This window comes from Runella sp. SP2 (assembly GCF_003711225.1).
Classification (GTDB): domain Bacteria; phylum Bacteroidota; class Bacteroidia; order Cytophagales; family Spirosomataceae; genus Runella.
Genome location: NZ_CP031030.1, coordinates 4,717,609 through 4,743,403, shown reverse-complemented (window position 1 = coordinate 4,743,403; position 25,795 = coordinate 4,717,609). Strand labels below are relative to the sequence as shown.

Sequence of the window (25,795 nt, the reverse complement as noted above, 5' to 3'; positions counted from 1 at the left end):
AAAATGAGTATCCCAGTGAGTTATTGGAAATTATTTGTAGCGTTTTTCGTTGTAAATCAGCTTATTGCTCAAAACGTACGTAAAGTTAGTGCAACGATGACAATGCGCACGGCCCATAAAGGAAAAACCATCAATACCCGTGCTGAACTGTGTTATGCAACTTCTGGGCGGATGGTTACGCTTTTTCCTAAACCTGCTGAATTGTACGTCTTTAACAACTCCAACGGCGAAATTAAGGTTTTTGACCCCACTAAAAATACGGTATTGCAGCAGCAAAATGCGACTTACAGTACCGAAACAACCCAGTTTTTCTATTTTTTACATAACAGAAAAGCGGATTTGGGGTTGTCGAGTATGGGGTTTTCGTTGAGCCAAACAAAGTTTGAAGATGGCCTAATGATTTCGACTTGGAAATCGCCTACGCCAATGGCAAAGAGTATCAAACGCGTTGAATTGGTACACAAAGGTCAGAATCCAATTTTTATGAAATACATAGATCCCTCCGAACGGACGATAAAAAAGGTCTATTACTACGAATATACAAAACTAGGAAGCGTTGACTTTCCGCAGACAATCACGCAGATTGACTACGTAACCGCCAAGGATTCAATTATCACCAAAACTGCCTATGGCGCATTAAAAATCAATGAGCAAGTAACCTCAACCTTGCTTGATTTTGTGATTCCTGCTAACGCTAAGATTCTCAAATAACGTTGTTGGATGGCTGACAAGAACAGAAATATACTCCTGTGTGGAATGCTGCTGTTGGCCTGTACGATGGGCCAATTGAGGGCGCAGGTGTCAGACCTAGAGCTGCTGGCTGAATCTGGATCGGCGCCAACAGTTTCGTTTGGGAAGGTAGAAAAGCCCAAGCAATCCCCTTTCTTGCGTTATAATCCTGTTTATTGGTTGCTAAATGGCGCATTGACAGGCTATCAAAAAGTAATTTCACCCCAAATCTCGGCTGATTGTCTTTATGAATTATCCTGCTCGCGTTTTAGTAGGGTAGCGATACAAGAATTTGGTATTTTTAAAGGAATTGCCCTCACTGCCGACCGAATTTCACGCTGCAACCGTGTGGCTGCCACAAGCATTGAATTGCTCCGAATCAATATGCAGACAGGGAAAGTGGTGGATACGCCCGCCATGTATCGGATAACCCCCAAAAAGACTCCATGAGGTATTTGAAAGAATGGATATGTATTGGGATGGTAATAGGGCTAGGCTTGCCAACGAGAGCGCAGCAAACCCAATCGTCGGATTCTCTTTTTTTGGAATATTTGCTGGAAAAAAAAGCGTATAATGATGTCCTCAACTGGACAAAATACCGAAAAGCGTTTCCCTACTATCGGGGTCTGGCGTATTACAATCAGCTTCAACTTGATTCCGCTATTTCTTGCTTTCGTCAGCTTCCTGTCATACATCCCCATTTTGAAAAAGCCCGCTTTTTGGAAGGGATTGGGCATACGTTTTTAAAACGTTATGACAAAGCACAAGCGGCATTGACAGATTTTGTACCCAAAGATTCGTTGTTTATTGCTTTGCAAAATTTCCAACTGGCGGGGGTTGAATTGCTGAAAAGAGATACAGCAGGCTTTGTAAGGCGTCAAAAGTCTTTCACAGGGCATTATTTTGCGTTTAGTCAAGAAGAAGATAACCTTGAAAAAAACTACCGTCAGATTCGGACACATCGACGCAAGTCTCCATGGGTGGCAGGTATGATGTCGGTGGTGATTCCTGGAAGTGGGAAAATATACGCTGGAAAAACGGGTCAGGGAATTATCACATTCATTCAAAATGTGGCGCTAGGGGTGCAAGCCTACGAAGCATATCGCCGCGATGGTTGGAAAAGTCCTCGCTTTTTGATTTATGGAGGATTGTTTTCTTTCTTCTACGTGGGCAATGTGTGGGGAAGTGCGTTAAGCGTGCATATAAGACGACAAGAATTTAATGATAAGGTGAATGAACAGATTCTATTCAATATGCAAATTCCTATTCGTACTGTGTTTAATCAGTAGGGAAGGCGTTACGCAATCGCCTGATAGTCTGATGGCCCAACAAAACTATGGGCTGGCGGCGGTGTTGTATGAGAAACAAATTTTTGAATTGACCCAAACAACCTTGTCGGAAGATTCACTTCGACGAACGTATAATCAATTGCTTTCTCAAAAGATTCAGGCGCAAAAATCACAACGAAGTTTTGAAGATGCTTGGCAAACCGCCCAACGTTTTGATTTGAGTGAACTAGATAATTCCGTCGCTTTTCGGATGCGGTATGAAACTATTTTGTGCGGGTATTTGGCCCAGCACTACAACGAAACGTATGGACTGCTGCAACAAACCAAATTTTATACCCAAGATTCGCTTCTTTCGGAGTCATTACAGGTGGTAGAAATCTTCACGTTGAACGAACTAGAGCGGTGGACGGAGTCTAAGGCCGTATTTCAGCAATATGCCACGCGTAAGGGCTTAAACATAAATGCGGACGAGTTGTATAAGTTTCTGAAGAAAAAGCCTAAGAATCCAGATAAAGCCCAATTGCTGTCGTTCTTGATGCCAGGGCTGGGGCAGGTGTATGCAGGCTACCCCAAGGAAGGAATCGTTTCGTTAGGCTTACAAGCCATTGCCCTCGGATTTGGGGTGTATCATGTCTGGCACAAGTATTATTTTATTGGCTTTTTTACGGGTGCAGGAATGTTTCAAACGTTTTATTTTGGAGGAGGACGCAGGGCGGCCATCATGGCAGAAACAACCAATAAAAAGCGAAAAGCCGCTAATAACCAGCGAATACGAACGGTGGTGATTGGGGCAGAAACAAAAAAGGGAAGTGAGTAGCTCACTTCCCTTTTTTGTTAACTTGTTCTGGAGTTGCTTAGTTGGCAAACATGAAGAACTTCTTATTGTTGACGTACTTATCAAAATTCTTCTCTTCGATTACTTCTAAAAGAAGAACAATCCAGTCAATCAAAGCAACAATACCCAAACCACCACAGGTAAGGATGTATCCAACGATAACACCACCAGCAGTTCCAAGGTAAGCACGGTGGATACCTAAGAAACCAACTACCCATGCCAAAATAAATGCAACAACTGGTTTTTTGTCACCTGCCATTACTTTAGTCATTTCGTTTCCTTGACCCATAAGGCTTTCAAGCGCTGTGGCAGCTTGTTCAACGTTCGCTACGTCCAATTGATCGCCTGAGTTAAGCGTTTGTTCAACAGAAACTGCGTCAACATAATACTCAGCAGTAGTAGCGTGGCTTTTTGTAACAAGTAGTACAGCAAAGCAAAAAACAAGTGCAAATAGTTTTTTCATAAAATTACTTTGAGGTTTTAAGTTTCGATTACGTCCCAAAATTAACCTTTGCGACGTAATCAACAAATGGGAAAGCTAGTTTTTTTAGAATTTAAACGAAATACCTGCTTGAAGCCATGAACCACCCGAGCCCAATTCAGCAAAACCAGATAGATTATTCGTAAATTGGAAGCCAGCACCTACACGGGCCAACAATCGAATAGAACCATATGACGAGTCAACGCCACTGCCATACCAGTAGTCATAGGGATAAGTAACGTGGCGGTAAAGAACTCCACCAGCTACGTAAAGATCAAATTTTTCGTCTTTCATGTTAAGAACGCGATTCAAGTGATACGCAGCACGCGGGCCAATGTTGATTTCGTTATAGCTGTAACGCACTCCTAGCGCAGCACCCACTAAACCAGTGTTAGGGCGTTCATAAGAAGCAAACAAACCTACGCCGAGGTCGTCCATGATACCGTATTCTACTGATGCGTTGGCACCGATAGAACCAAGGCCAACGCCAATGTTGACTTTCTTATCACCTTTTGAGAATTGGGCTAGTGAAGATGTGGAGGCACAAAAGAAGGCTGTGAGTGCCAATAATGAAGATAATAACACCTTTTTCATGGTAAATTGTAATTTATGGTTGTAAAACGCTTCAAAGAAAACACAAAAAAAGTTTGCTTGCATAAATAGGATACCGAAAATTATTATTCGGTATTTTTTTATGCTTTTTACCGAGCAGATAACGTAAATGTACAAAAATGAAATACGTAAATACAATGACTTTTGTAATTTTAATGTACAGAAAATTAGGCTATACACCCAAAAATGTACCGATGAAAAGAAAAGGAAACTGACAAAATTCATTTTAGCACAAAACGGTGGAGTGGGATAGGGCATTCTGCGTATCTTTGCCACAACTATATTAACTTGTTTCATGCCAAAAATTATTATTGCTGTTGACGGCTATTCAAGCTGCGGAAAAAGCACCACAGCCAAAGGGGTAGCCGCCTATCTGGGCTATGCGTACATTGATACGGGGGCGATGTACCGCGCCGTTACGCTTTATTTTATGACGCATCATGTCTCATTGACTAACCCTAAGGAAGTTGCCAAAGCACTGGAAAATATCAAAATAGATTTTAGACGAAACCCCGAAACAGGCCGCAATGAAACTTATCTGAATGGCTTGAATGTGGAAGACGAAATTCGTAAGTTGTACATTGCCAATTGGGTAAGTGAAGTAAGTGCGGTGTCAGATGTACGCCGTGCGATGGTGGCCCAGCAGCAACGAATGGGTAAAGCCCGTGGTGTGGTCATGGATGGGCGTGACATAGGCACCGTGGTTTTTCCTGATGCTGAGCTGAAAGTATTTATGACCGCCGAGCCCGAAATCAGGGCAGAGCGTCGTCAAATTGAATTATTGGCCAAGGGAGAAATGTTAGACCTTGATGACATTCTTCAAAATATAAAAAAACGGGACCACATTGATACCACGCGAAGCGATAGCCCACTTCGTCAGGCGTCGGATGCCGTAAGTGTTGATACGTCGTTTATGACGCTTGACGAACAAATAGATTTGGTAACACAATTGGCGGATGAACGCATAAGCCGTTCGATGCGAAAAAGAAGAAATGCTTCATGAAAGCCGATTACTTAATTGTAGGACAGGGGATAGCTGGTTCGGTCTTGGCTTGGACGTTGGAGCGGAGAGGCTACCGAGTGGTGATTATGTCAAGCGCCGATTTGCCAACGGCGTCTAAAGTTTCAGGAGGAATCTTTAATCCGATTACGGGGAAGAAATTAGCACGTACTTGGAAGGTCGAGGAGATTTTTCCGTATGCACGTACATTTTATCAAGAAATGGAAGAAGCGCTCCAAACGGAGTTCGTACACTTGTGTGATGTATATCGCCCGTTTCGCTCCATTGAAGAACAAAATACGTATTTGGCTCAAACCGCCGATCCCAACTTGGCGAAGTACGTAGCTGCAGAAACAAATGATGAAAAATTTGCCCCATTTATCGAAAATCAGTACGGAGGTCTCCAAATTACGCATTCGGGCTGGGTCGATTGTCCTGAGATGCTAGAAAAAATAAAAGCGTATTTTGTTGAAAAAAGTCAATATTTGGTTGAAAATTTCGATTACGAAAGTATTGTTTTTCAGGAAAATAGTGTAAATTATAAAGAGTGGGAGGTAAAAAAAATACTATTTTGTGAAGGCTATGAAGCGCTTCAGAATCCATTTTTTAATTGGCTGCCGTTCAATCCTGTAAAAGGACAGACGCTAATCACGCAAGTTGAAGGCTACTCGGTTGAAGAAATTGTGAACCAAGGAACGTTTATTTTGCCCATCGACAACAAAGGAAAATGTCGATTTGGCGCGACTTATACTTGGCATGATTTGAATTGGGAAACAACTGAGGACGCTCGACAGTTTCTAATAGATAAGATAGGTGTTTATTTCAAAAAACCATATACCATTCTTGAGCAGCAAGTCGGGATTCGTCCTTCCACCAAAGACCGTCGGCCCTTGGTAGGGATACATCCAGAGTATCCTCAATTGGGGATTTTCAACGGGCTTGGAACAAAAGGCGTAACACTCGCTCCCTTTTTTGCATCCCAATTTGTGAATTTTTTAGAATTAGGTGAAGAATTGGACCCAGAGGTGAATATTACGCGCGTTTTTTCGTTATATTTTCGTTCTAAATCAAGTCAATAATTGACTCACCCTGAAAGTTATTGGCAGACAACAGTTTCGATTCTATGAAAAGGTGTTCTATTTTTCGGATTTTTTGGATTGGATTTATCCTTTGTGGAGCAATCGCACAAGGCCACGCCCAAAACTATCCTTCGCAAGAGCAATTTGGTAAAAACCGAGTTCAGTACCAGAGATTTGATTGGAAAATCCTCAAAACCAATAACTTTGAGATTTACCACTACGGAAATGGAACGCCCTTGGCGACCTTGGCTGCCCAATATGCGGAGTCAGAAATAGATCGTATCACGGAGGTGCTGGGTTATACGCTCTATAACCGCATCAAAATATTCTTATATAATTCTCCTCAAGAGCTTTTGCAGAGCAATATGGGGATGGCCAATAGTTCCGATTTAAGTGAAACAGAGCTAAATCTGGCTAAATCTCGCCTAGAAATTGCATTTACGGGCGACCAAATCAGTTTCAAAAAACAGCTCATTAGAGAAGTGTCGAGGCTAGTCGTATATGATATGTTGTACGGCGGAAGCCTCAAAGATGCCCTTCAAAGCTCGCTTTTACTGACCTTGCCAGATTGGTTTATGTCGGGAATCGCAGCTTATATTTCGGATGGTTGGAGTACCGAATTGGATGATTACATGCGCGATGCCATTGTGAATCGCCAAATGAAAAAACCATCTTTATTGACTGGAACTGAGGCAACAATTGTTGGACAATCTATCTGGAACTACATTGCCGAACGATACGGGAAAGACAATATTTCCAACATTTTAAACCTTACCCGTATTATTCGTACTGAGCAAACAAGTGTGGCCAGTACCCTTGGGGTATCGTTTACCAAGTTTCTGAAAGATTGGCGCGATTTTTATTCTAACATGGCCACGACAGTGAGTGCAACCAACAAAGAACCGACGGGCGATTGGCGGGAAGAATTGGATTTACCACTGGGTGGACTTGCAAACTCTGTGCGACTAAGTCTTGATAACCAGTATGTAGCAGTTACAAATCGCAAAGAGGGGAAATATACAGTAGAGGTTATCAATGTCGAAACAAAAGCAAAAACGACTATTCTCAAAGGGAAATATTCACTGGAGAAAAAATCATATTTAAGCCGTGTTCCGCTCGTTGCTTGGAGCCGAAACAATGGGTTGGCCATTATTACGGAAGAAAATGGACGCGTTTTTTTAGAGATTTTTGACATCCTAGAAAAAGGTAAATATAAGCTTCGATTAAGCCGCGAAATTAGGGGCATCAACCAAGTCACTGACTTTGATATTTCCAACGATGGCTCAACATTAGCCCTCAGTGCAGATAGCCGTGGACAAAACGACTTGTATTTGTTTAATGTAGGTAGGGCTTCTTTGCTTCCACTTACCAGCGACCTATACGACGACAGAACGCCTCATTTTGTGGCAGGTTCTTCAACAAGAGTAGTATTTACTTCTAACCGAATCAAAGATTCTCTTTTAATTTCAGACAAAGGCTCGTATAAAACGGTAAAGGACAAAATGGCATTGTTTGTTCATGACGGCAACCCGCGTGCACAAACAGTATCCCGTATTGTTGATTCTTTGGGTATAATTTCTAGCCCACGTACATCAGATGAGAATACTTTTTATTTCTTGTCTGATTATAAAGGTATCACAAATTTGTATCGCTATGAGTCAGATATAAAGAAATTGACACCCCTTACCAATTTCAATCAAAATATTCGAGATTACGATTATTTGCTTACATCGGGAGCGTTTACAAGTTTAAATTGGACCAAAGACCACGAATCAGTCATCTACCAAAAAACACTGTCGCCGTTGTCAAATGACTTTGCGCCAACGCCTCGAATGCAAAGTATGTCGGGGATGTCGGTATATAAAACTGAACTGCGTAACAACCCTGCGGCGGATGCTAATTTGATTGCTCAAATGGCCAACCCTCGTAAAATGCAACTAGACTCGGGAGAGGTTGATACGGATAATTATGAGTTTGATGCGGATGTGTTAAAAACCTTTGAGTATCGTCAACGTAGGGGAACGGCCGTGACGAGTGCTGCCAACTTACCCGTGCGTAATAGAAGACGTGAGAATATTACCATCAAAGGCCCTATTACGTATAAAAGTTTGTTTATCAGTAACGATGCCACCTCCGATTGGCGAATTGATCCCATCCGTGGTTTTGGGTTTTCGCAATCCCTAACGATGAACGATTTGCTTGAAAATCATATTGTTAAGGCTGGGTTCTTCTTGGGGTTACTCAATTTTAGAACCAATAATCTTTGGGCAGAATACAGTAATTTAGCTCACCGAATTGATTTCACTGCTCGGGTTGATCGACAAAGTTTGTACGTACAACCACCCGCAAGCCAGAAGTATAGGTACAATCGTGTGGCTGTGACTGCGGCATATCCGTTCAATAATTTTGCCAGAGTAGCAGTGACTCCTTTCTTTGCTGAGTCTCGGTTATTGGATGTGAGTAATATTGCAGCAGCGGATGTTACCTCTACTTATTTGGGAGTAAGGGCCGAGTTTGTGTATGACAACTCTCGCATCAATGGCATGAACATGATGGAAGGCACGCGCTTTAAAGTTCGCTACGATTGGTTTGGCGGAATTTCGGGCACGAAAGGTTTTAACCGCTTGGCCATTGATTTACGACATTATCAAAAAATTCACCGTGACCTCATTTTTGCAACCCGCCTGTCCTTTGCCCATTCGGGTGGACGTTCACCTAAACAAAGTGTTATGGGTGGTATGGAAAATTGGACAGGAAATAACCAAGAAGGAAGGTCGGTAAATCCGCTGGCAGTGGGGCTAAGTAGCTCGTTGATTCCAATTGATAATAGGGATATATTTTTTGTGGAATTGGCTACAAATTTGAGAGGGTTTAATTTTAATAAAGTGTCAGGCACTACCCATGTACTCTTTAACGGAGAGCTACGGATGCCGCTTGTGAAGTACTTTTATCGCGGGCCAATTACGTCCAATTTCCTCCGTAATTTCCAACTTGTTGGATTTACCGATGTGGGTACTGCATGGACGGGAAAATGGCCGTTTAATCGTCAAAATAGCCTAAATACCGAGATAGTTCGCCTAGATTTCTTTAGTGCTACTGTCAACAATTTCCGTAATCCTTTTATGGTCGGATATGGTTTAGGAGCAAGAACGATGTTGTTTGGTTTCTATGTTAAGTTCGACTACGCATGGGGACTGGACAATGGAGAAGTGAACAAAGCGATTCCTTATCTGACACTTGGTTATGATTTTTAGGATAGTAATTCTATCAACAAAAAAGCCGGGCAAAAAGCCCGGCTTTTTTGTTGATAGGGAGGTACTTAAACGGCATATTTTTATGGCTAAATAAGCCAAATTAGCACATTTTAGCCATTTTGTAGTAGAAAAAAAGCGGTTTTGTTGGCACGGTTTTAGCTAAACTCAGCGTATAGTCAAAATATTAAAATAATTATAACATATATTAAAAAAGTTTAATGTATTGATGTTGGCCTTTTTTTGTAATTTAAAATGTTAACTACCTGTATAACAGTGATTTATTGCTATGATTTAAAACTCTTCTGTGTGATTGTTGACTTTGGCATAATTTTAGATACTTTCTGAGTGGGATAAACCCCCAATTGTAGTTAGTTCAGAGGAGTTATTTTCTGGCGGCAGTATTGTACTGATATGTCACCTACTTCTGATTAATTATAATATACCAAAATCACATAATCACCGTGACCGATGAGTGCAACATTTACTAAAGTCCAGCACCTAGCTACGCATCCCATTCAGGTGGGGTTCAGTCGCATTCTGAGTACTTTTTTAGGCAATACAATGGCTTGCCTAGAGATGCTTACTTTTAGAAGAAAAAAGGAGAATGGACATAAAGTGACAGATTGGAGGACTTACCGTCCTAAACTCTCAGCGGGAGGACAAGGTGCCGTATGGGTTAATTCTGTAAGGATAGACCAGTACTACCATTTACCAGGCGCGTCGCCACCACCCTAAAGTATTTTCATTAAGTTAATAGTAAATACCCCAAAATTTTTATACTTTCAATCAATTATTTTGCAGACTATGAGTCAGTTATCCATTTCTCCTCCTCAGAATAAGCAGCGTGTTCTGGGGACGCGTTTCGACGAAAAGTCGAGACGATGGGTATCTACCTCCCCGCCATTGACGGAGGAGGAGGTAAAAGGCTATGAACCAATAGGATATGTTGGTTCGGCTGTCCCGAAAAATCGCATGCTGAAGCCCATTAAGTCCTTGATGGGAATGCTTATGTTAGTGCTAGTTACTGCTATCTCAGCAGTAGCTCAGGTAGCACAAAAAACTGTAGATGTCAAACTTACCAAACAGGTTGATATTTCTCAACCTACCATTGGTCAAACTATCAAGTTTACAATCTACGCCAAAAACGACGGACCAGACGCTGCTACGGCTGTCGTGGTGAAGGACATTTTCCCATCGGGAGGTGCTACCCTCACTGGAAACTCTCCTGCTGCAGGAACAACATTCGACGCTGGAACAGGGTTGTGGAATATCCCCACCATCAGTGCTGGAGATTCTGTTAAACTTGAGTTAACAGGAACAGTTACTGGTCGAGGTGTTTATTTCAACATCGCCGAAGTGATGTCAATGGGTGCGAATCAGGAAGATGCTGATTCAGACCCAGGCAACAGTGTTTTAGGGGAAGATGATTATGCAACGGCCTGTTTCTCAGTGCCGCTTTTGTGGTATCCAGGCGATGAGTACACGGTTGCCCTCGCTGTACCAGGTTATTCAAACTTAACGTGGACAAAAGTAGGCAGAGGCCCAGTCACTGGTGCTGCTGCTGATAGTGCCTCTGTAAGTGGTGATACCTTAATTATTACAGGTACGGGACGTTTTGCGTTTACAGCACAAGTAAATACTTGTCCCGCTACTGGATGTTGTGAGATTATCGTGATTCCAGGGCCACTTGGAAGTATTGGTGATTTTGTATGGAAAGATGTGAATGATAACGGTGTTCAAGATTCGGGCGAAGCTGGTGTAAACGGCGTTCGGGTGATTCTTTGGAGTGCCGTAAATGGTGTGCCATCAACACCACTTGATTCAACCCTGACAACGACAAACCCTGCCGATAATACTAAAGGCGGGTATTATAGTTTCACGGGATTGGTAGCTGGTGATTACGTTGTTCAAATTGACAAGTCAACGTTGCCAACAGGTTGTATTTTAAGTACTAAAGTCAACCAAGGTGGTGATGATACCAAAGACAATGATTTTAATGCAACTACAGGTATTAGCGCAGTAGTTACATTAGATCCAGAACAAGGTGGTATATTAAAGGACAACCCAACAATCGACGGGGCATTGTTTAGCCCACTTGGTAGTATTGGGGATTACGTTTGGAAGGATACCAATAACAACGGTATTCAAGATGACGGCAATACAGGTGTAAATGGTGTTAAAGTAGTTCTATTCCAAAGAAATCAAGGAGGAACTCTAGTAGCAGTAGATACAACTACTACCGCAAACAATCCATCGGGAGGAAATCCTGGTTGGTACTCGTTTGAAGGTTTGTCAAAAGGAGACTATCAATTGAAAGTATTGGTGGGTACGTTGCCAGCAGGTTGTGTGTTGAGCGACTCTACTAATAAAGGAGGTGATGATACCAAAGACAGCGACTTTAACCCAACGACAGGACTTAGCCCAATCATTGCACTTGACCCAACGTTAGGTGGAATTAACAAGGATAATCCAACAGTTGATGCCGCATTGCGCAACTTATTGGGTAGCATTGGAGACTATGTTTGGAAAGACACAGATAATGATGGTATCCAAGATGCTTCTGAAACAGGAGTCAATGGGGTTAAAGTCATTTTGTGGAGTGCCAACACAAGCGGTCAGCCAGTTTCTAAATTAGATTCAATGGTGACTGTAACGAACGCAGGAGTGATGGGTTATTATACATTTAATAACTTAGTCAAAGGTGATTACATCGTTCAGATTGTAACAAGCACTTTGCCTGAAGGTTGTGTATTGAGTACGAAAGTTGATCAAGGTGGTGATGATACTAAAGATAGCGATTTTAATCCAACATCTGGCTTGAGCCCAGTTGTGAAGATTGATCCTGCTTTAGGTGGTATCAGCAAAGACAATCCTACAATTGACGCTGCATTGTTTAGCCCACTTGGCAGCATCGGCGATTTTGTATGGAAAGATTTGAACGACAATGGTCAGCAAGACAGCGGCGAACCAGGAGTGAAAAATGTGCGTGTTATATTATATAAAGGTAGCGGCAACACATTCTCTCCAATTGATACGGTTTTCACAGGAATTAGCGGAGACTATCTCTTCACTAACCTAACAGGTGGTTCTTATCAAGTGGTATTCGATCCTACTAGCTTGCCTGATACTTGTCAGTTGAGTTTGAATCAGAATGTAGGTTCAGATGTAACAGATAATGATGCTAATCCTGTAACAGGACGCACAGCAACAATCGTGATTGATCCAACCAAAGGTGGTATCGATAAAGATAATCCAACGGTTGATGCCGCAGTTACATCGTTCGACCTAGCATTGACGAAGTCATTGGCATCGGGTCAGAGTTCAAATGTAACGCCAGGGGATTTGGTAACGTTTACCTTGACAGTGAAGAACGAAGGTTCGATGACCGCGACGAATATCATGTTATCAGATTCATTGCCAGTAGGCATGACGTTGGCAGATGCAGATTGGACAGCAGCGGGTCAGATTGCGACGTTGAACACGGCGATTGCAGGACCTTTGGCACCAGGTGCAACTACTTCGGTTGACATCACGGTACGTGTAAATGCAAACTTCACAGGTACAAGCCTAACGAACTACGCACAGATTAAAGATGCGAAAGATAAGAATGGCAACACTGTGAAAGATAAGGATTCGACGCCAGGCAACGGCTTCACCCGTGGTGAAGACGATGATGACGACGAGCCAATTCAAGTGACACCACTAGGAAGCATTGGAGACTTTGTATGGAAAGATCGCAATGACAATGGTCAGCAGGATGCAGGAGAGCCAGGCGTGCAAAACGTGAAGGTGATTTTGTGGACAGGCAATGCGAACGGCCCAGTATCGAAGAGAGATTCAGTGTTGACAGGTGTGAATGGTCAGTACTTGTTCAGCAACTTGCCAGTAGGAACATACTATGTACAGTTTGACACGAAGAGCTTGCCAGACACATGTCAGTTGAGCTTGCGTCCAAACACTGGTTCAGATGTAACAGATAGTGATGCAGATCCAATCACAGGCGTAACAGGTCCAATTGTATTGACACCTGAAAAACGTAGTGATTTGACAGTAGATGCAGGTTTGACCAACTTCGACCTAGCGTTGACGAAGTCATTGGCATCGGGTCAGAGTTCAAATGTAACGCCAGGGGATTTGGTAACGTTTACTTTGACAGTGAAGAACGAAGGTTCGATGACAGCGACGAATATCGTATTGTCAGATTCATTGCCAGTAGGCATGACGTTGGCAGATGCAGATTGGACAGCAGCAGGTCAGATTGCGACGTTGAACACGGCGATTGCAGGACCTTTGGCACCAGGTGCAACTACTTCGGTTGACATTACGGTACGCGTAAATGCAAACTTCACAGGAACAAGCCTAACGAACTACGCACAGATTAAAGACGCGAAGGATAGAAATGGCAACACTGTGAAAGATAAGGATTCGACGCCAGGCAACGGCTTCACCCGTGGTGAAGATGATGATGACGACGAGCCAATTCAAGTGACACCACTTGGAAGCATTGGAGACTTTGTATGGAAAGATCGCAATGACAATGGTCAGCAGGATGCAGGAGAGCCAGGCGTGCAAAACGTGAAGGTGATTTTGTGGACAGGCAATGCGAACGGCCCAGTATCGAAGAGAGATTCAGTGTTGACAGGTGTGAATGGTCAGTACTTATTCAGCAACTTGCCAGTAGGAACATACTATGTACAGTTTGACACGAAGAGCTTGCCAGACACATGTCAGTTGAGCTTGCGTCCAAACACTGGTTCAGATGTAACAGATAGTGATGCAGATCCAATCACAGGCGTAACAGGTCCAATTGTATTGACACCTGAAAAACGTAGTGATTTGACAGTAGATGCAGGTTTAACAACGTTCGACCTAGCATTGGCTAAGTCATTGGCATCAGGTCAAAGCCCGAATGTAGCTCCAGGGGATTTGGTAACGTTTACCTTGACAGTGAAGAACGAAGGTTCGATGACAGCGACGAATATCGTATTGTCAGATTCATTGCCAGTAGGCATGACGTTGGCAGATGCAGATTGGACAGCAGCAGGTCAGATTGCGACGTTGAACACGGCGATTGCAGGGCCTTTGGCACCAGGTGCAACTACTTCGGTTGACATCACGGTACGCGTAAATGCAAACTTCACAGGAACAAGCCTAACGAACTACGCACAGATTAAAGATGCGAAGGATAGAAATGGCAACACTGTGAAAGATAAGGATTCGACGCCAGGCAACGGCTTCACCCGTGGTGAAGACGATGATGACGACGAGCCAGTATTCTTGGCACCTTGTCCAATTCCTCCAACTCCAACTTGTACAGGTACAATTACGAATGACTGCCCAGAGGTTTGTGTGAACTTAATGGCACACATTTCGAGCGATATTCGTACGCCTGGTGGTAAGTTTGAGTGGCGCACAGGCCCACGCCCAACTGACCCATTGGTTGCTGATCCAACAAAAGTATGTGCTTCTGGTAAATACTATTTGTTTGAAGTAGCTGCTTGTGGTGTATATAGCAATGGTGCGTTGGCTGAGGTAACCATTAAGAGATGTCCAGCTGATTTGAGTTTGGCTAAAACAGTTAGTAACAAAACGCCAAATCAGAACGATAACGTTACTTATACTATTAAAGTAACTAACAGTGGGCCGTCAAAAGCTACCAATGTAGAAGTAACAGATACATTGAAATCTGGATTGCAGTACGTATCAGGTGATGCTGCATTTACATTGACAGGTTCAGTATTGACTGGAAAAATTGCTCAAATTGATTCTGGTGCAACTGTTTCGCTTTCGTTTGTAGTAAAAGTAACTGGTTCAGGAACCATCAAGAACTTTGCTCAAGTAAGCAAGTCTGACCAACCTGATCCTGACTCAACTCCAGGCAACGGTACAGGTACACCGAAAGAAGACGATGAAGATGATGAGGTTATCACCGTGAAGGTGCCATGTGCAATTCCTCCAACACCAACTTGTGGTGGCATGGGCGAAAATACATGTCCTAACGAGTGTGTTGACTTGACTAGCTTCATCCACAGTGAAATTCGTACCGAAGGTGGACGTTTCGAGTGGTACACTACTTTTGACCACAAACCTGGTACACAAGTAGCTGATCCAACGAAAGTATGTACATCAGGCGAGTACTTCTTGTTTGAAGTAGCTCAATGCGGTGAGTACAGCAATGGTGCATTGTTGAAACTTACTATCAAGCCTTGTATTAAATTCACTGACTTAGCAGCGGCAAAATCAGTAGTAGAAGCAGGTCCTTACACAGTTGGTCAAACAATTACGTACAACGTGGTTGCTTCTAACAACGGTCCAGTAAATGCTACAAGTGTAACAGTAAGCGATGTATTACCAGCGTCATTGACGTTTGTAAGTGCAGATCCAGCTGCTGAGTACAATGCTGCTTCTGGTGTTTGGACAATCGGAAACTTGGCAAATGGTGCAAACCGTACGTTGAAAATCCGTGCAACAATCAACGCGGTTGGTACAATTACTAACACGGCGATTGTGAAGAGCCCAGACAACGATCCAAGCAAGACGTCTAATGACACGTCAAGTGTAACGATTAGAGTGGATTGCGTGAAACCAGAACCACCAATCTTGGCATGTGCTACTACGAATATCTGTCCAGGTGAAGCTACAGAAATTCATGCAGTAGGTTGTGCAGGTGGAACAATTATGTGGTCAAATGGCGCAACAGGTTCTAGCATCACTGTTAGTCCAGTAACTACTACTACTTACACGGCAACATGTAAGAAAAATGGTTGCGAAAGCGTGCCATCAAACGTAATCACGATTTATGTAAATACACCAACGACGCCAACAATCACAGCTAGTCCTTCAACGACTATCTGTGCTGGAAGCTCAGTTGTATTGACAGCTGCTAATTGTGCAGGTACACTTTACTGGAACACAGGTGCAACAGGCGCTCAAATCACAGTAACACCAGGCACGACGACAACTTACACTGCTTATTGCAAAATCGGTAAGTGTGAAAGTCCAAAAGCAAGTGTAACAATTACTGTAACACCAGGCGGTCCAACACCAGAGGTTATTTGTAGCACAGACAAAGTTTGTCCAGGCGAAAGCGTAACACTCGAAGTGAAAAACTGCACGGGAGTTGTAGAATGGTCAACTGGCGAAACTGGTCCAGCGATTGTAGTAACACCATCTACAACAACCGCTTACTGGGCAGTTTGTAACAATGGTGGATGTAAGTCACGCTCGAAAGACTACGTGATTACTGTAACGCCAATTTCGGCACCAACAGTGACGGCTAGTGCACCTACAGTTTGCAACGGCTCAAGCGTAACCTTGACAGCAGCAGGTTGTACAGGTACTGTATTGTGGTCAAATGGCGCATCAGGTGCAAGCATCGTGGTGACACCAGCTTCTACAACTACTTATACTGCCACTTGTACAATTGGTAAGTGCGTAAGCGCTCCATCTGCTCCAGTGACAATCACCGTGGGTAACCCAACTGCACCAACAATTGCAGCGGAACCAACGTTGATTTGCGCAGGTCAGAGCACAACGCTTACAACAAGCAGCACTTGTGAAGGTACAATCGTTTGGTCAAACGGTATGACTGGAAGCTCAATCGTAGTAAGCCCTGCCTCTACAACTGAGTACACAGCGGTATGTAAAGTAGGTACTTGCGAAAGTGCTAAATCAAATAAAGTGAAGGTAACTGTAACAACAGCCGGTGCAGCACCAACCGTAGTTGCTTCTAACACAAGCATCTGCGCAGGTGAAAGCTCAGTACTCACAGCTTCAGGATGCTCAGGCACGTATGTGTGGAGCACAGGAGCAACGGGTGTAGCAAGTATTACAGTATCTCCAGCAACGACAACGACTTACACAGTTTCTTGCCGCGTAAATGGTAAGTGCGACAGCGCACCAGCAAGCGTAACAGTAACAGTAGGTCAAAACGCAACTGCGCCAACAATCACTGTAAGCCCATCATCAACAGTATGTGCGGGTACAAAAGTGACGTTGACAGCAGCAGGATGTAGCGGTGGAACAATCACTTGGAGCACAGGAGCTACTGGCGCTAGCATTGAACCAGTAGTAACAACGACAACTACTTACACAGCAATCTGTAAAGTAGGTAAGTGTGAAAGCGCTCCAGCTACGGCTACTGTAACAGTAGTACCTGCGCCAGAGAAACCAGTGGTAATTTGTAGCACTGACAAACTCTGCCCAGGTGAAAGCGTAACGCTAGAAGTGAAAAACTGCGCAGGTATAGTTCAGTGGTCAACAGGTCAAACAGGACCAGCTATCGTAGCTACACCTGCTGTAACTACTACTTACACTGCCATCTGTAAAGTAGGTGAGTGTTCAAGCCCAGTATCGGCTGATTACACCATCAAGGTGATTCCAGTAACACCTCCAACCGTAACAGCAGCACCATCAAGCATCAAGCTAGGTGAGTCTTCAGTGTTGACTGCAACAGGTTGCGAAGGCGAAATCACTTGGTCGAATGGTCAGACGGGAGCAAGCATTGTTGTAACACCAACTTCAACAACTTCTTACACAGCAGTATGTAAAGTTGGCGTATGCGTAAGCTCGGCATCAGTTCCTGTAACAGTAACTGTGAAGACTTGCACAGCACCAGTGATTGCTGCAAATGCGGCGGTTATTTGTGAAGGTACACCAGTATCGCTTACTGCAACTGGTTGTGAAGGTGGTACAATCAACTGGTCAAATGGTGCAACAGGAAGCAGCATCACTGTTAATCCAGTAGGTACAACTACATACACAGCAGTATGTCAGAAAGGTGATTGCACAAGCGAAGCATCGAATACCTTGACTGTGGTCGTTACAAAAGTATATGCACCAACAATCTTGGTATCGAATACATTGATTTGCAAAGGCGAATCAGTAAGCTTGAAAGCGTCAGGCTGCGAAGGAACAGTAGTATGGTCAAATGGAGCTACAGGTAGCGAAATTACCGTAACGCCAGAAACAACTACTACTTACACTGCCACATGCAAAGTAGGTAACTGTACTAGCTCGGCTTCTACGCCAATCACAATTACGGTTGGCAAACCAGAAGCTCCAGTGATTACAGCATCGAAAACAAGCTTGTGCTTCGGTGAGTCAGTAACGCTCTCAACAACGAGCCAGTGTAATGGATACATCCAATGGTCAAATGGCCAAATTGGAAGTTCAATCACGATTGTTCCAGCGGCAAGCACCATTTATGTAGCATACTGCTGCAACAATGAAGCTTGTAAGAGTGTAGCATCGAACCCAGTGAACGTCTCAGTAGCGCCGAAAGTAACAACTCCAGTGGTCGTAAACATCGCGAATGTTTGCCCAGTGAAGACGGTTGATTTGGCAACGGCTGTTAAGAACTACACGGCAGGTTCGGGTCTAGTACTTGAATTCCGTAAAGGAAATACACCAAGCTCACCGTTGGTAGAAACCCCATCGGCAGTAGGTGTAGCAGGTACTTACTACGCATTCTTCCGCTCGACAACAGGCTGCTATAGCGACGGTGTGGCGATTTACGTACAGATTTCATCTTGCGAAACAACGCCATGCGAAACTAATCCAGCTACGGCGGATGCAGGTGCAGATGCTTCAATCTGCGCGGCTCTTGAATACAAACTCAATGGTAAGATTGGTGGGGTAGCGACAAGTGCGGTTTGGACAACAAACGGTACGGGTCGTTTCAGCAACGCTCTTGCACTTGATGCAACTTATTATCCATCGTTGGAAGACTTGATTAAGGGTGACGTAATACTCACCCTTACCACCAACGATCCTGATGGTGATGGTAAGTGTGTTGCAGGAAAAGATGACTTGAAGTTGGTGTTTGAAGGTATCAAATTCAGACCTCAAATCATCGTAAACGGTACGCTTAAAGCAGATACATTGCCACAAACAATTACTATCTGCCAAGGCGACACCGTGAAATTGAAAGCAAGCGAAGAAGGCTACCAAGTGAAATGGTTTAAGGATGGTAAAGTGTTGTTCCCTGCTTCTGATGGTATCAGACAGTGGAATGTAACTGAGCCAGGTACTTACTCTTACGCCTTGGTGGACGCTAAACGTTGTTGCTCAGTGAACTCCGCTTACATTACTGTAGTAGTGAAGTCGGTACCAACGCCAATCGTGAAAAACATGCGTAATACTTGCCCAAGTACTACCGTGGATTTGACAAAAGCGATCGAAGGTGGTTCAAACTACACCACGGAATTCCGTTCGGCAGCTGAACGCCTTTGCACTTGCTTGGTCGGAACACCAGAAGCAGTTGGAGCTGGAACTTACTATATCTACTACAAGAAAGATGGATGCTACAGTGCACCAGCCGCAGTTGAAGTGAAAATCTTTGACTGTGCTACTGACACACTTCGTTCAGACGTAAGCATTGCAAAAACGGCTAACAAGTCGGTGGTAAGCTTAGGTGAGCAAGTAACGTATAAAATTGTAGTGAAAAACGGTGGCCCTCATACGGCAACTAACGTGGATGTACGTGACGTGATGCCAGCTGAACTCGAAGTGGTTTCTACTTCAGGAATGACAGCATCAAACGGTACACTTACAACACGCATTGCAACGTTGGCATCGGGAGATTCGGCTACATTGACTGTCGTAGCGAAAGCAATCAAAGCAGGTAACCAAGTGACAAACAAAGCCTTGATTACGTATGCTGACCAAGTTGACCCAGCTACTTCAAACAACCAATCTTCAGTAAGTATCGTAGTAAGCGATGGTACAGTTAGCCCAGCTATCGGTGTTGCGCTTGCGGTTGATAAAATCACGAAGAAAGGCGAAGGAAGTGATGAAAGCTATGACGTAACGTACAAGATTACGGTTAAAAACGTAGGAAATGTGCCACTTACGAATGTAGCAATTGCGGATAGCTTAACTAGCCAAATTGTTTCACCAGCTACTTATACAGTAGTAGGTGCACCAGCAGTAGCTAGTGGAAGCACATTGGTTCCAAATACCAACTACAACGGAACGACTGATAAGAACATCTTAGGCACTGGAAGTGCACTTGCAGTAGGTGCTGAGGACGTAATAACAGTAGTTGTAAATATCAAGCCTAATGGCAACTACGGACCGTTTGCTGGTAATGTAGTAGCAAGTGGCGATGGAAGCGGAACACCAGTATCTGATGTGTCAAACAAAGGTACAGTGGTGGATGCCCCATCAAGCACTTCTACAGCAGTACGTTTCGATTTGCCAAGTACTTTGATTGGTTTGTCTAAGTCAGCAGGTTCACCAGTATTGCTCGAAAATGGAACTTTCAAAATTCCATACACAATTACTGTGACGAACTTGGGTACAAATGACCTTGCAAAGGTTCAAGTAAAAGACGACTTAGGTCTTACATTTGGAAACAAAGCGGCGATTATTGGTAAGCCACTTGTGACTGCAGACGAAGGATTCGTAGTAGAATCTAACTACACAGGTCAAGGGCTTCTTACAAACATGTTGGTAGATTCGTTGAGCTCATTGCCAAAAGGTGCGTCTCGCAAAATCAACCTTGCAGTAATTGTATCGTTGTTCAACCCTGATTCGGTAACAACGTTCAATAACATTGCGATCGGTTCGGCACTCACCCAAGCAGGGGTTGCAACGGCGGATACGTCAACGGTAGGTTCAAATGCTGACCCTGACAATGACCTTGATCCACGTAATAACAGCGAATCGACACCAGTATCGCTTAACTCGACTCCAGGTAAAGGATTGCTCGGTCTTGCGATGTCTATCAAAGATACCTTGCGCAAAGGCGACGGTAGCTTGAACATCACGTACCGTATCATCCTTAAAAACTACGGAACGGGTACATTGACGAACGTTCAGGTATCTGACTCATTGTCGAAAGTATATGGCTCATTGACTGGCGCAAGCTATCAATTGGTTGGTACACCAACGGCAAATGATTCAAGCACACTACGTATCAACCCTGACTTTGATGGTCTTCGTGATGTTAATCTCTTGATTGCAGAACAAAGCCGTTTGGCAGGTGGACGTACTGACTCGTTGTTCTTCACAATCAATGTGACAACGGATGGACGTTTGACTCCTTACCAAAACCGTGCTCTTGGAACGGCCCTCGCTGGTCAAACTACGGTAACAGACTTGTCAACAAACGGTCTGAACCCAGATTTGAACAACGACAACGACCCAACAGGGGCAGCAGAGTCTGAGTTTACTCCAATTGTGATTCCTTCGGATGGCGGTATGTTTATCCCAGAAGGTTTCTCACCAAACGGCGACGGTATCAATGATAAATTTGTCATTCGTCACCCATCTGGCACGAAGATTGTATTAGAAATCTATAACCGCTGGATGAATTTGGTGTATCGTAACAACGATTATAACAACGATTGGGAAGGTACATCAAACGTAGGTATTGGAACAAGTAATCAGAGCATCCCTGCTGGAACTTACTTCTACAACGTAGTTCTGATTGACCAAAACGGCGGCGAGATTAAGAAGTCAAGTCGATTTATGACCATTAACCGCTAATAACGATGATCAACCTCATCAAACAAAAGTATGCGTTCTTACTGCTGCTAATCGCTCTGATTAGCAGCAGTAAAACCTGGGCCCAGCAGGACAAGTTGTTCTCGCAGTACATGTTTAACATGATGGCCTTGAACCCCGCGTATGCTGGGAGTCGTGACGTGCTAAGTGCAACTGCACTATACCGTAACCAATGGGGCGGAATGACAGGAGCACCCCAAACCGCAACTTTCAGTATTGATATGCCCGTAAACCGCGAAAGAGTAGGGTTGGGCTTGCAGTTGTTCAACGACCAAATTGGTCTCGAAAACTGGACAGGTGCGATGCTTTCTTATGCTTTCCGAATTAAAGTTGGCGAACGTACAACTTTGGCACTAGGTTTGCAGGGTGGGGCCATGAATTTTCGCTGGGATTTGGCCAAGGCAGATTTAGGAAATAACTTATCCGATCCTGCTTTTGCTAGTAACATCTCGAAAATTCTGCCAAACTTCGGTACGGGTATTTACCTGAGCAACGACCGCTCATACCTCGGGGTGTCAGTACCTTATTTGATTGAGAACAATTTGAATGATTATGACAACGACCAACGTGCGAAAGTACGTCGTCACTTGTACGCAATGGGTGGGTTTGTCGTAGGCCGTAACTCGGTTAAACTCAAACCCTCAATGATGGTTCGCTACGTAAATGGCGCGGGCCTATCGTTGGATGGAAACATGAACTTGTGGTTCAACGATCGTATCGCTTTTGGGGTGTCGTATCGTCACAATCGCTTTTCAACTTATGCGGGCAAAATTCAGCAACTTCCTGATGGTAGCATCATGAAAGGCGACGCACTCGTAGGAATGATTGAGCTTCAGCTTTCTGATCAATTCCGATTGGGATACTCGTACGACTGGACTCGTAACAACCTCAATCAAAGTCGTAAGTTTTTGAACATCCCAACCCACGAAATCATGCTGCGTTACGAATTCGGATTCAGCAAGAGTAAGATTCTTACTCCACGTTATTTCTAAGGGTTTATTAGTTAGAATCTAGTTAAGGGTATATTCTTCATGAAGGGGTATTGCAACGCCAACAGGGGAATATACCTTTTTCTTTACCCAAATTTTGGAATTATGAAGACGTCTATCTTATCGACTCTATTGGTAGTTGCGCTTGCATGTGTTGAAGTGAAGGCCCAGACGACGTTGAGTCACGCAAATCGCCAATACGAAATGATGGCCTATTCAAAGGCTATCGAGCTTTATGAGCAGTCATTAAAAGACAACCTAAAAGACTCTACCAAAGTAAATACACTCGTCAAACTAGGGCATAGCTATCACCAAATTAGAGATACCCAAAACGCCGAACGTGTGTATCGACTTTTGTTTGGAGAAACAAAAAGTATTCCTAAAAGTCAAGCAAGTAGCTATTTGTACTACGCCCAGGCATTGGCAAGCAATGGCAAATATGATGAGGCAAAAGACATGTATGAGCGCTACAGCCAAGCACAACAAGACGACAACCGTGGCAAAGAATTTACGAAGCTTTACGGCGACGTAAATAAGCTTAAAAAGAATAAAACAAGTTATAAGATTGAGTCTCTCGATAATATAAATACCAATAGAGCAGAATTTAGCCCTACCTATTATAAAAAAGGCTTGGTGTTTGTGTCTTCAAGAAATGAAGGTGTAAACATCAAACGAACGTACGGTTGGAACCAAACCGCGTTTTTGGATTTGTACGAAATTCCTGATTTGTCGGTGGTCAACTCCGCTAAAACAAGCCGTGTGGGTGGTTCGGAAACGACCGCAAGAGCTGCCAAAGGAAAAGGCGTGTATTTGCTTGGTGCGGATGAATATACCGAAAGAACAGCCAACGACTCGAATACACCAGGGAATTTCAAAGTAACGAGTAATGGAAAACCTGATCCCCTCCAAAATGCAAAAATTGAATCGCAAAACATGGGGAAAGCCATCAACTCAAAATACCACGAAGGTCCCGTGGCTTTCTTTAAAGATGGAAGCAAAATGCTCTTTACTCGGAATAATTACTTGGATGGCAAGTACAAAACGAGTAAAGATGGTGTGAATAAATTGAAACTGTACATCGCCGATAAAACAGGCAGCGACTGGGGAAAAATCAAAGAACTGCCCTTCAACAGCGACGAATATTCGGTAGGGCATCCTGCTTTGTCGAAGGACGATAAGCTGTTGTATTTTGTATCAGATATGCCAGGTGGTTTTGGTGGAACCGATATTTACGTCAGCAAGTACGAAAATAACAATTGGTCGGTGCCCGTCAATCTAGGCCCAGCCGTAAACACCAAAGGCAACGAAATGTTCCCGTTTGCCGATGAGCAAGGAAACTTGTATTTCTCCTCAGATGGTCATGCAGGACTTGGTGGACTGGACATGTTTTATGCCAAACTTATCGAAGGCGTAATGGCCAAAAAACCAAAAAACCTTGGTGAGCCTATCAACTCAACCAAAGACGATTTTGGACTTATTACTGACGGTGAGCGTAAGAGTGGCTTTTTCAGCAGTAACCGCCGCAACGGTGGTGCCGACGACGATTTGTATCGTTTTGAGCGTTCGGGGCCGCTAGACCCTTGTCAAGATATTATTGTAAACGTATTTGACGCCGAAACCAAGAACGCCTTGGCCAACGTGGACGTAGAAGTCATTAGCAAAGACGAAAGCGCGCCAGAGTCAAAAACCATGACAACCGACAGCGAAGGAAACCTTCGTTTGTGCTTGGATAGCGACATTGATTTTGTGTTTAAAGCGTCGAGTGAAGGCTATTTGAACAATACCCGCAATTTTACCACCAAAGACTTGGATATTTCGGAGCTGGTAAAATTGGAAATCCCGCTCGACAAAGCAAAGCCTAAAAATACGGGGCCTAAGACCTTTACGTTGCGTGGGTTGGTAACGACGCAAAAAGAACGTAAACCGATTCCTGGCGTAAAAGTATTGCTCCACAACGAATGTGACGGCTCGACCCAAGAGTCGGTGACGGACGAAAACGGAAGCTATAAATTTGAGGTGCCTATTGGTTGTGATTACTCGATTGAAGCTATGAAAGATAACTTGGGTACGATGGGTAGCAAAGTCAAAGGTGGCGAAACGACCGAGGCCAACATTACGATGTTTGAAAAAGGTGATGTCATCAAAATTGATAACATCTACTATGACCTCAACAAATGGGATATTCGTTCAGACGCAACGGTAGAGCTTAATAAGTTGGTTGACCTAATGAAAAAATACCCGAAAATGAAGATTGAGTTTGGGTCACATACCGACAGCCGTGCCTCGGCCAAATACAACAAAACGCTCTCAACGCAGCGGGCAAAATCGGCGGTGGCTTACATTGTAAAACAAGGCGTTAATTCAAAGCGGATTATTGCGGCGGGTTACGGTGAAAGCAAACTCGTCAACAAGTGCAAAGACGGCATTGGTTGTACCGAAGAAGAGCACCAACAAAACCGCCGTACTGAAATCAAAATCCTGAGTTTATAGAAATAGATGTTTTGAAGGTGAGTTATTAGAAAAGCAGAGGTTCGAGAGAGCCTCTGCTTTTTTTTAGTGGATGGTATTATTCACCGCGCAGCTGCTCAATTTCTTTTAGTAACATCACATTCATTTTTTCAAGCATTCGGCAGCGTTCGGCGTATTCTTCAGCTAACTTACGCCATTTTTCTGTTTCTGTTTCTGTTTCTGAAATGAAGTAGGATACGCTAGTGCGAAGCGTTGTGGCCAATGCCTGTAATTGAAAGAGTGAGGGGTGAGATTTGTTGTTTTCCCAATTGTTGATGGTTGGCTGGCTTACTTTTACTTTCATGGCACTACCCAACTCAAAAGCAACCCATTCTTGCGTTTTTCCGAGATCATAACGTCGTTTTCGTAGTTTTTCACCAATGCTCATACCGTATAAAAATTAGATGTGGTCTAATGATTTTGCCAAAGCCATACTTCCTCAGCTATCTTATGATAGATAAGTGGGTTCTATTATTTTACTTTTGCAGGGTAGAGTGTTGTAATTACAA

General features: G+C 43.7%; 14 protein-coding genes. 11 read left to right on the top strand and 3 right to left on the bottom strand.

Annotation, left to right across the window (positions count from 1 at the left end; genetic code table 11):
- Positions 1–3 precede the first annotated feature (3 nt).
- The 4 genes from DTQ70_RS18930 to DTQ70_RS18915 are packed head-to-tail and all read left to right on the top strand — an operon-like array spanning position 4 to position 2,835.
- On the top strand, positions 4–711 hold the full coding sequence (locus DTQ70_RS18930; RefSeq protein WP_122932257.1) for a hypothetical protein: 708 nt from the start codon (positions 4–6) through the stop codon (positions 709–711).
- A 9-nt stretch (positions 712–720) separates the two neighbouring features.
- Complete coding sequence (yidD, locus tag DTQ70_RS18925; RefSeq protein WP_122932256.1) at positions 721–1,179, top strand: membrane protein insertion efficiency factor YidD; 459 nt, start codon at positions 721–723, stop codon at positions 1,177–1,179.
- Positions 1,176–2,018 carry a hypothetical protein gene (locus DTQ70_RS18920; protein ID WP_164490113.1) on the top strand — a complete coding sequence of 281 codons (843 nt, stop codon included), beginning with the start codon at positions 1,176–1,178 and terminating at the stop codon, positions 2,016–2,018. The genes yidD and DTQ70_RS18920 overlap by 4 nt, the downstream gene beginning before the upstream one ends.
- Before the next feature lie 31 nt (positions 2,019–2,049).
- Positions 2,050–2,835, top strand: coding sequence for a hypothetical protein (locus tag DTQ70_RS18915; RefSeq protein WP_122932254.1), 786 nt, complete (start codon positions 2,050–2,052; stop codon positions 2,833–2,835).
- 37 nt (positions 2,836–2,872) lie between these two features.
- Here DTQ70_RS18915 and DTQ70_RS18910 read toward each other — a convergent pair whose 3' ends face one another.
- Entirely contained in the window at positions 2,873–3,316 is a 444-nt protein-coding gene (locus DTQ70_RS18910) for a TM2 domain-containing protein (RefSeq protein ID WP_164490112.1), read from the bottom strand.
- An 84-nt stretch (positions 3,317–3,400) separates the two neighbouring features.
- Complete coding sequence (locus DTQ70_RS18905; protein ID WP_164490111.1) at positions 3,401–3,928, bottom strand: hypothetical protein; 528 nt, start codon at positions 3,926–3,928, stop codon at positions 3,401–3,403.
- Positions 3,929–4,241: 313 nt separating this feature from the next.
- On the opposite strand from DTQ70_RS18905, the gene cmk reads away from it, so the two are divergent.
- From cmk to DTQ70_RS18875, 7 genes are all read left to right on the top strand, one after another.
- Entirely contained in the window at positions 4,242–4,949 is a 708-nt protein-coding gene (cmk, locus tag DTQ70_RS18900) for a (d)CMP kinase (protein ID WP_122932251.1), read from the top strand.
- Complete coding sequence (locus tag DTQ70_RS18895; protein WP_122932250.1) at positions 4,946–6,025, top strand: FAD-binding oxidoreductase; 1,080 nt, start codon at positions 4,946–4,948, stop codon at positions 6,023–6,025. The genes cmk and DTQ70_RS18895 overlap by 4 nt, the downstream gene beginning before the upstream one ends.
- A gap of 44 nt (positions 6,026–6,069) precedes the next feature.
- The gene (locus DTQ70_RS18890) at positions 6,070–9,279 is read left to right on the top strand and encodes a hypothetical protein (RefSeq protein WP_164490110.1); all 3,210 of its coding nucleotides are present in this window, start codon (positions 6,070–6,072) and stop codon (positions 9,277–9,279) included.
- A 468-nt stretch (positions 9,280–9,747) separates the two neighbouring features.
- Positions 9,748–10,014: a hypothetical protein gene (locus DTQ70_RS30800; protein WP_164490109.1), complete on the top strand. Its 267-nt coding sequence runs from the start codon at positions 9,748–9,750 to the stop codon at positions 10,012–10,014.
- Between the two features lie 69 nt (positions 10,015–10,083).
- Complete coding sequence (locus DTQ70_RS18885) at positions 10,084–21,771, top strand: SdrD B-like domain-containing protein (RefSeq protein ID WP_122932249.1); 11,688 nt, start codon at positions 10,084–10,086, stop codon at positions 21,769–21,771.
- A gap of 5 nt (positions 21,772–21,776) precedes the next feature.
- Positions 21,777–22,781 (top strand): type IX secretion system membrane protein PorP/SprF, encoded by a 1,005-nt coding sequence (locus DTQ70_RS18880; protein ID WP_122932248.1) that lies wholly within the window; start codon positions 21,777–21,779, stop codon positions 22,779–22,781.
- Positions 22,782–22,883: 102 nt separating this feature from the next.
- On the top strand, positions 22,884–25,268 hold the full coding sequence (locus DTQ70_RS18875) for a carboxypeptidase regulatory-like domain-containing protein (RefSeq protein ID WP_122932247.1): 2,385 nt from the start codon (positions 22,884–22,886) through the stop codon (positions 25,266–25,268).
- Positions 25,269–25,344: 76 nt separating this feature from the next.
- On the opposite strand, the gene DTQ70_RS18870 is transcribed toward DTQ70_RS18875, so the two are convergent.
- The gene (locus DTQ70_RS18870; RefSeq protein WP_122932246.1) at positions 25,345–25,674 is read right to left on the bottom strand and encodes a helix-turn-helix domain-containing protein; all 330 of its coding nucleotides are present in this window, start codon (positions 25,672–25,674) and stop codon (positions 25,345–25,347) included.
- Positions 25,675–25,795: the final 121 nt, after the last annotated feature.

Bases quoted from the DNA above. Each gene is read 5' to 3' on its own strand.
- yidD (WP_122932256.1), top strand. From the start codon at position 721: ATGGCTGACAAGAACAGAAATATACTCCTGTGTGGAATGCTGCTGTTG.
- DTQ70_RS18920 (WP_164490113.1), top strand. From the start codon at position 1,176: ATGAGGTATTTGAAAGAATGGATATGTATTGGGATGGTAATAGGGCTA.
- DTQ70_RS18880 (WP_122932248.1), top strand. From the start codon at position 21,777: ATGATCAACCTCATCAAACAAAAGTATGCGTTCTTACTGCTGCTAATC.
- DTQ70_RS18930 (WP_122932257.1), top strand. From the start codon at position 4: ATGAGTATCCCAGTGAGTTATTGGAAATTATTTGTAGCGTTTTTCGTT.
- DTQ70_RS18875 (WP_122932247.1), top strand. From the start codon at position 22,884: ATGAAGACGTCTATCTTATCGACTCTATTGGTAGTTGCGCTTGCATGT.
- DTQ70_RS18870 (WP_122932246.1), bottom strand. From the start codon at position 25,674: ATGAGCATTGGTGAAAAACTACGAAAACGACGTTATGATCTCGGAAAA.
- DTQ70_RS18910 (WP_164490112.1), bottom strand. From the start codon at position 3,316: ATGAAAAAACTATTTGCACTTGTTTTTTGCTTTGCTGTACTACTTGTT.
- DTQ70_RS18895 (WP_122932250.1), top strand. From the start codon at position 4,946: ATGAAAGCCGATTACTTAATTGTAGGACAGGGGATAGCTGGTTCGGTC.
- DTQ70_RS18890 (WP_164490110.1), top strand. From the start codon at position 6,070: ATGAAAAGGTGTTCTATTTTTCGGATTTTTTGGATTGGATTTATCCTT.
- cmk (WP_122932251.1), top strand. From the start codon at position 4,242: ATGCCAAAAATTATTATTGCTGTTGACGGCTATTCAAGCTGCGGAAAA.
- DTQ70_RS30800 (WP_164490109.1), top strand. From the start codon at position 9,748: ATGAGTGCAACATTTACTAAAGTCCAGCACCTAGCTACGCATCCCATT.
- DTQ70_RS18885 (WP_122932249.1), top strand. From the start codon at position 10,084: ATGAGTCAGTTATCCATTTCTCCTCCTCAGAATAAGCAGCGTGTTCTG.
- DTQ70_RS18915 (WP_122932254.1), top strand. From the start codon at position 2,050: ATGGCCCAACAAAACTATGGGCTGGCGGCGGTGTTGTATGAGAAACAA.
- DTQ70_RS18905 (WP_164490111.1), bottom strand. From the start codon at position 3,928: ATGAAAAAGGTGTTATTATCTTCATTATTGGCACTCACAGCCTTCTTT.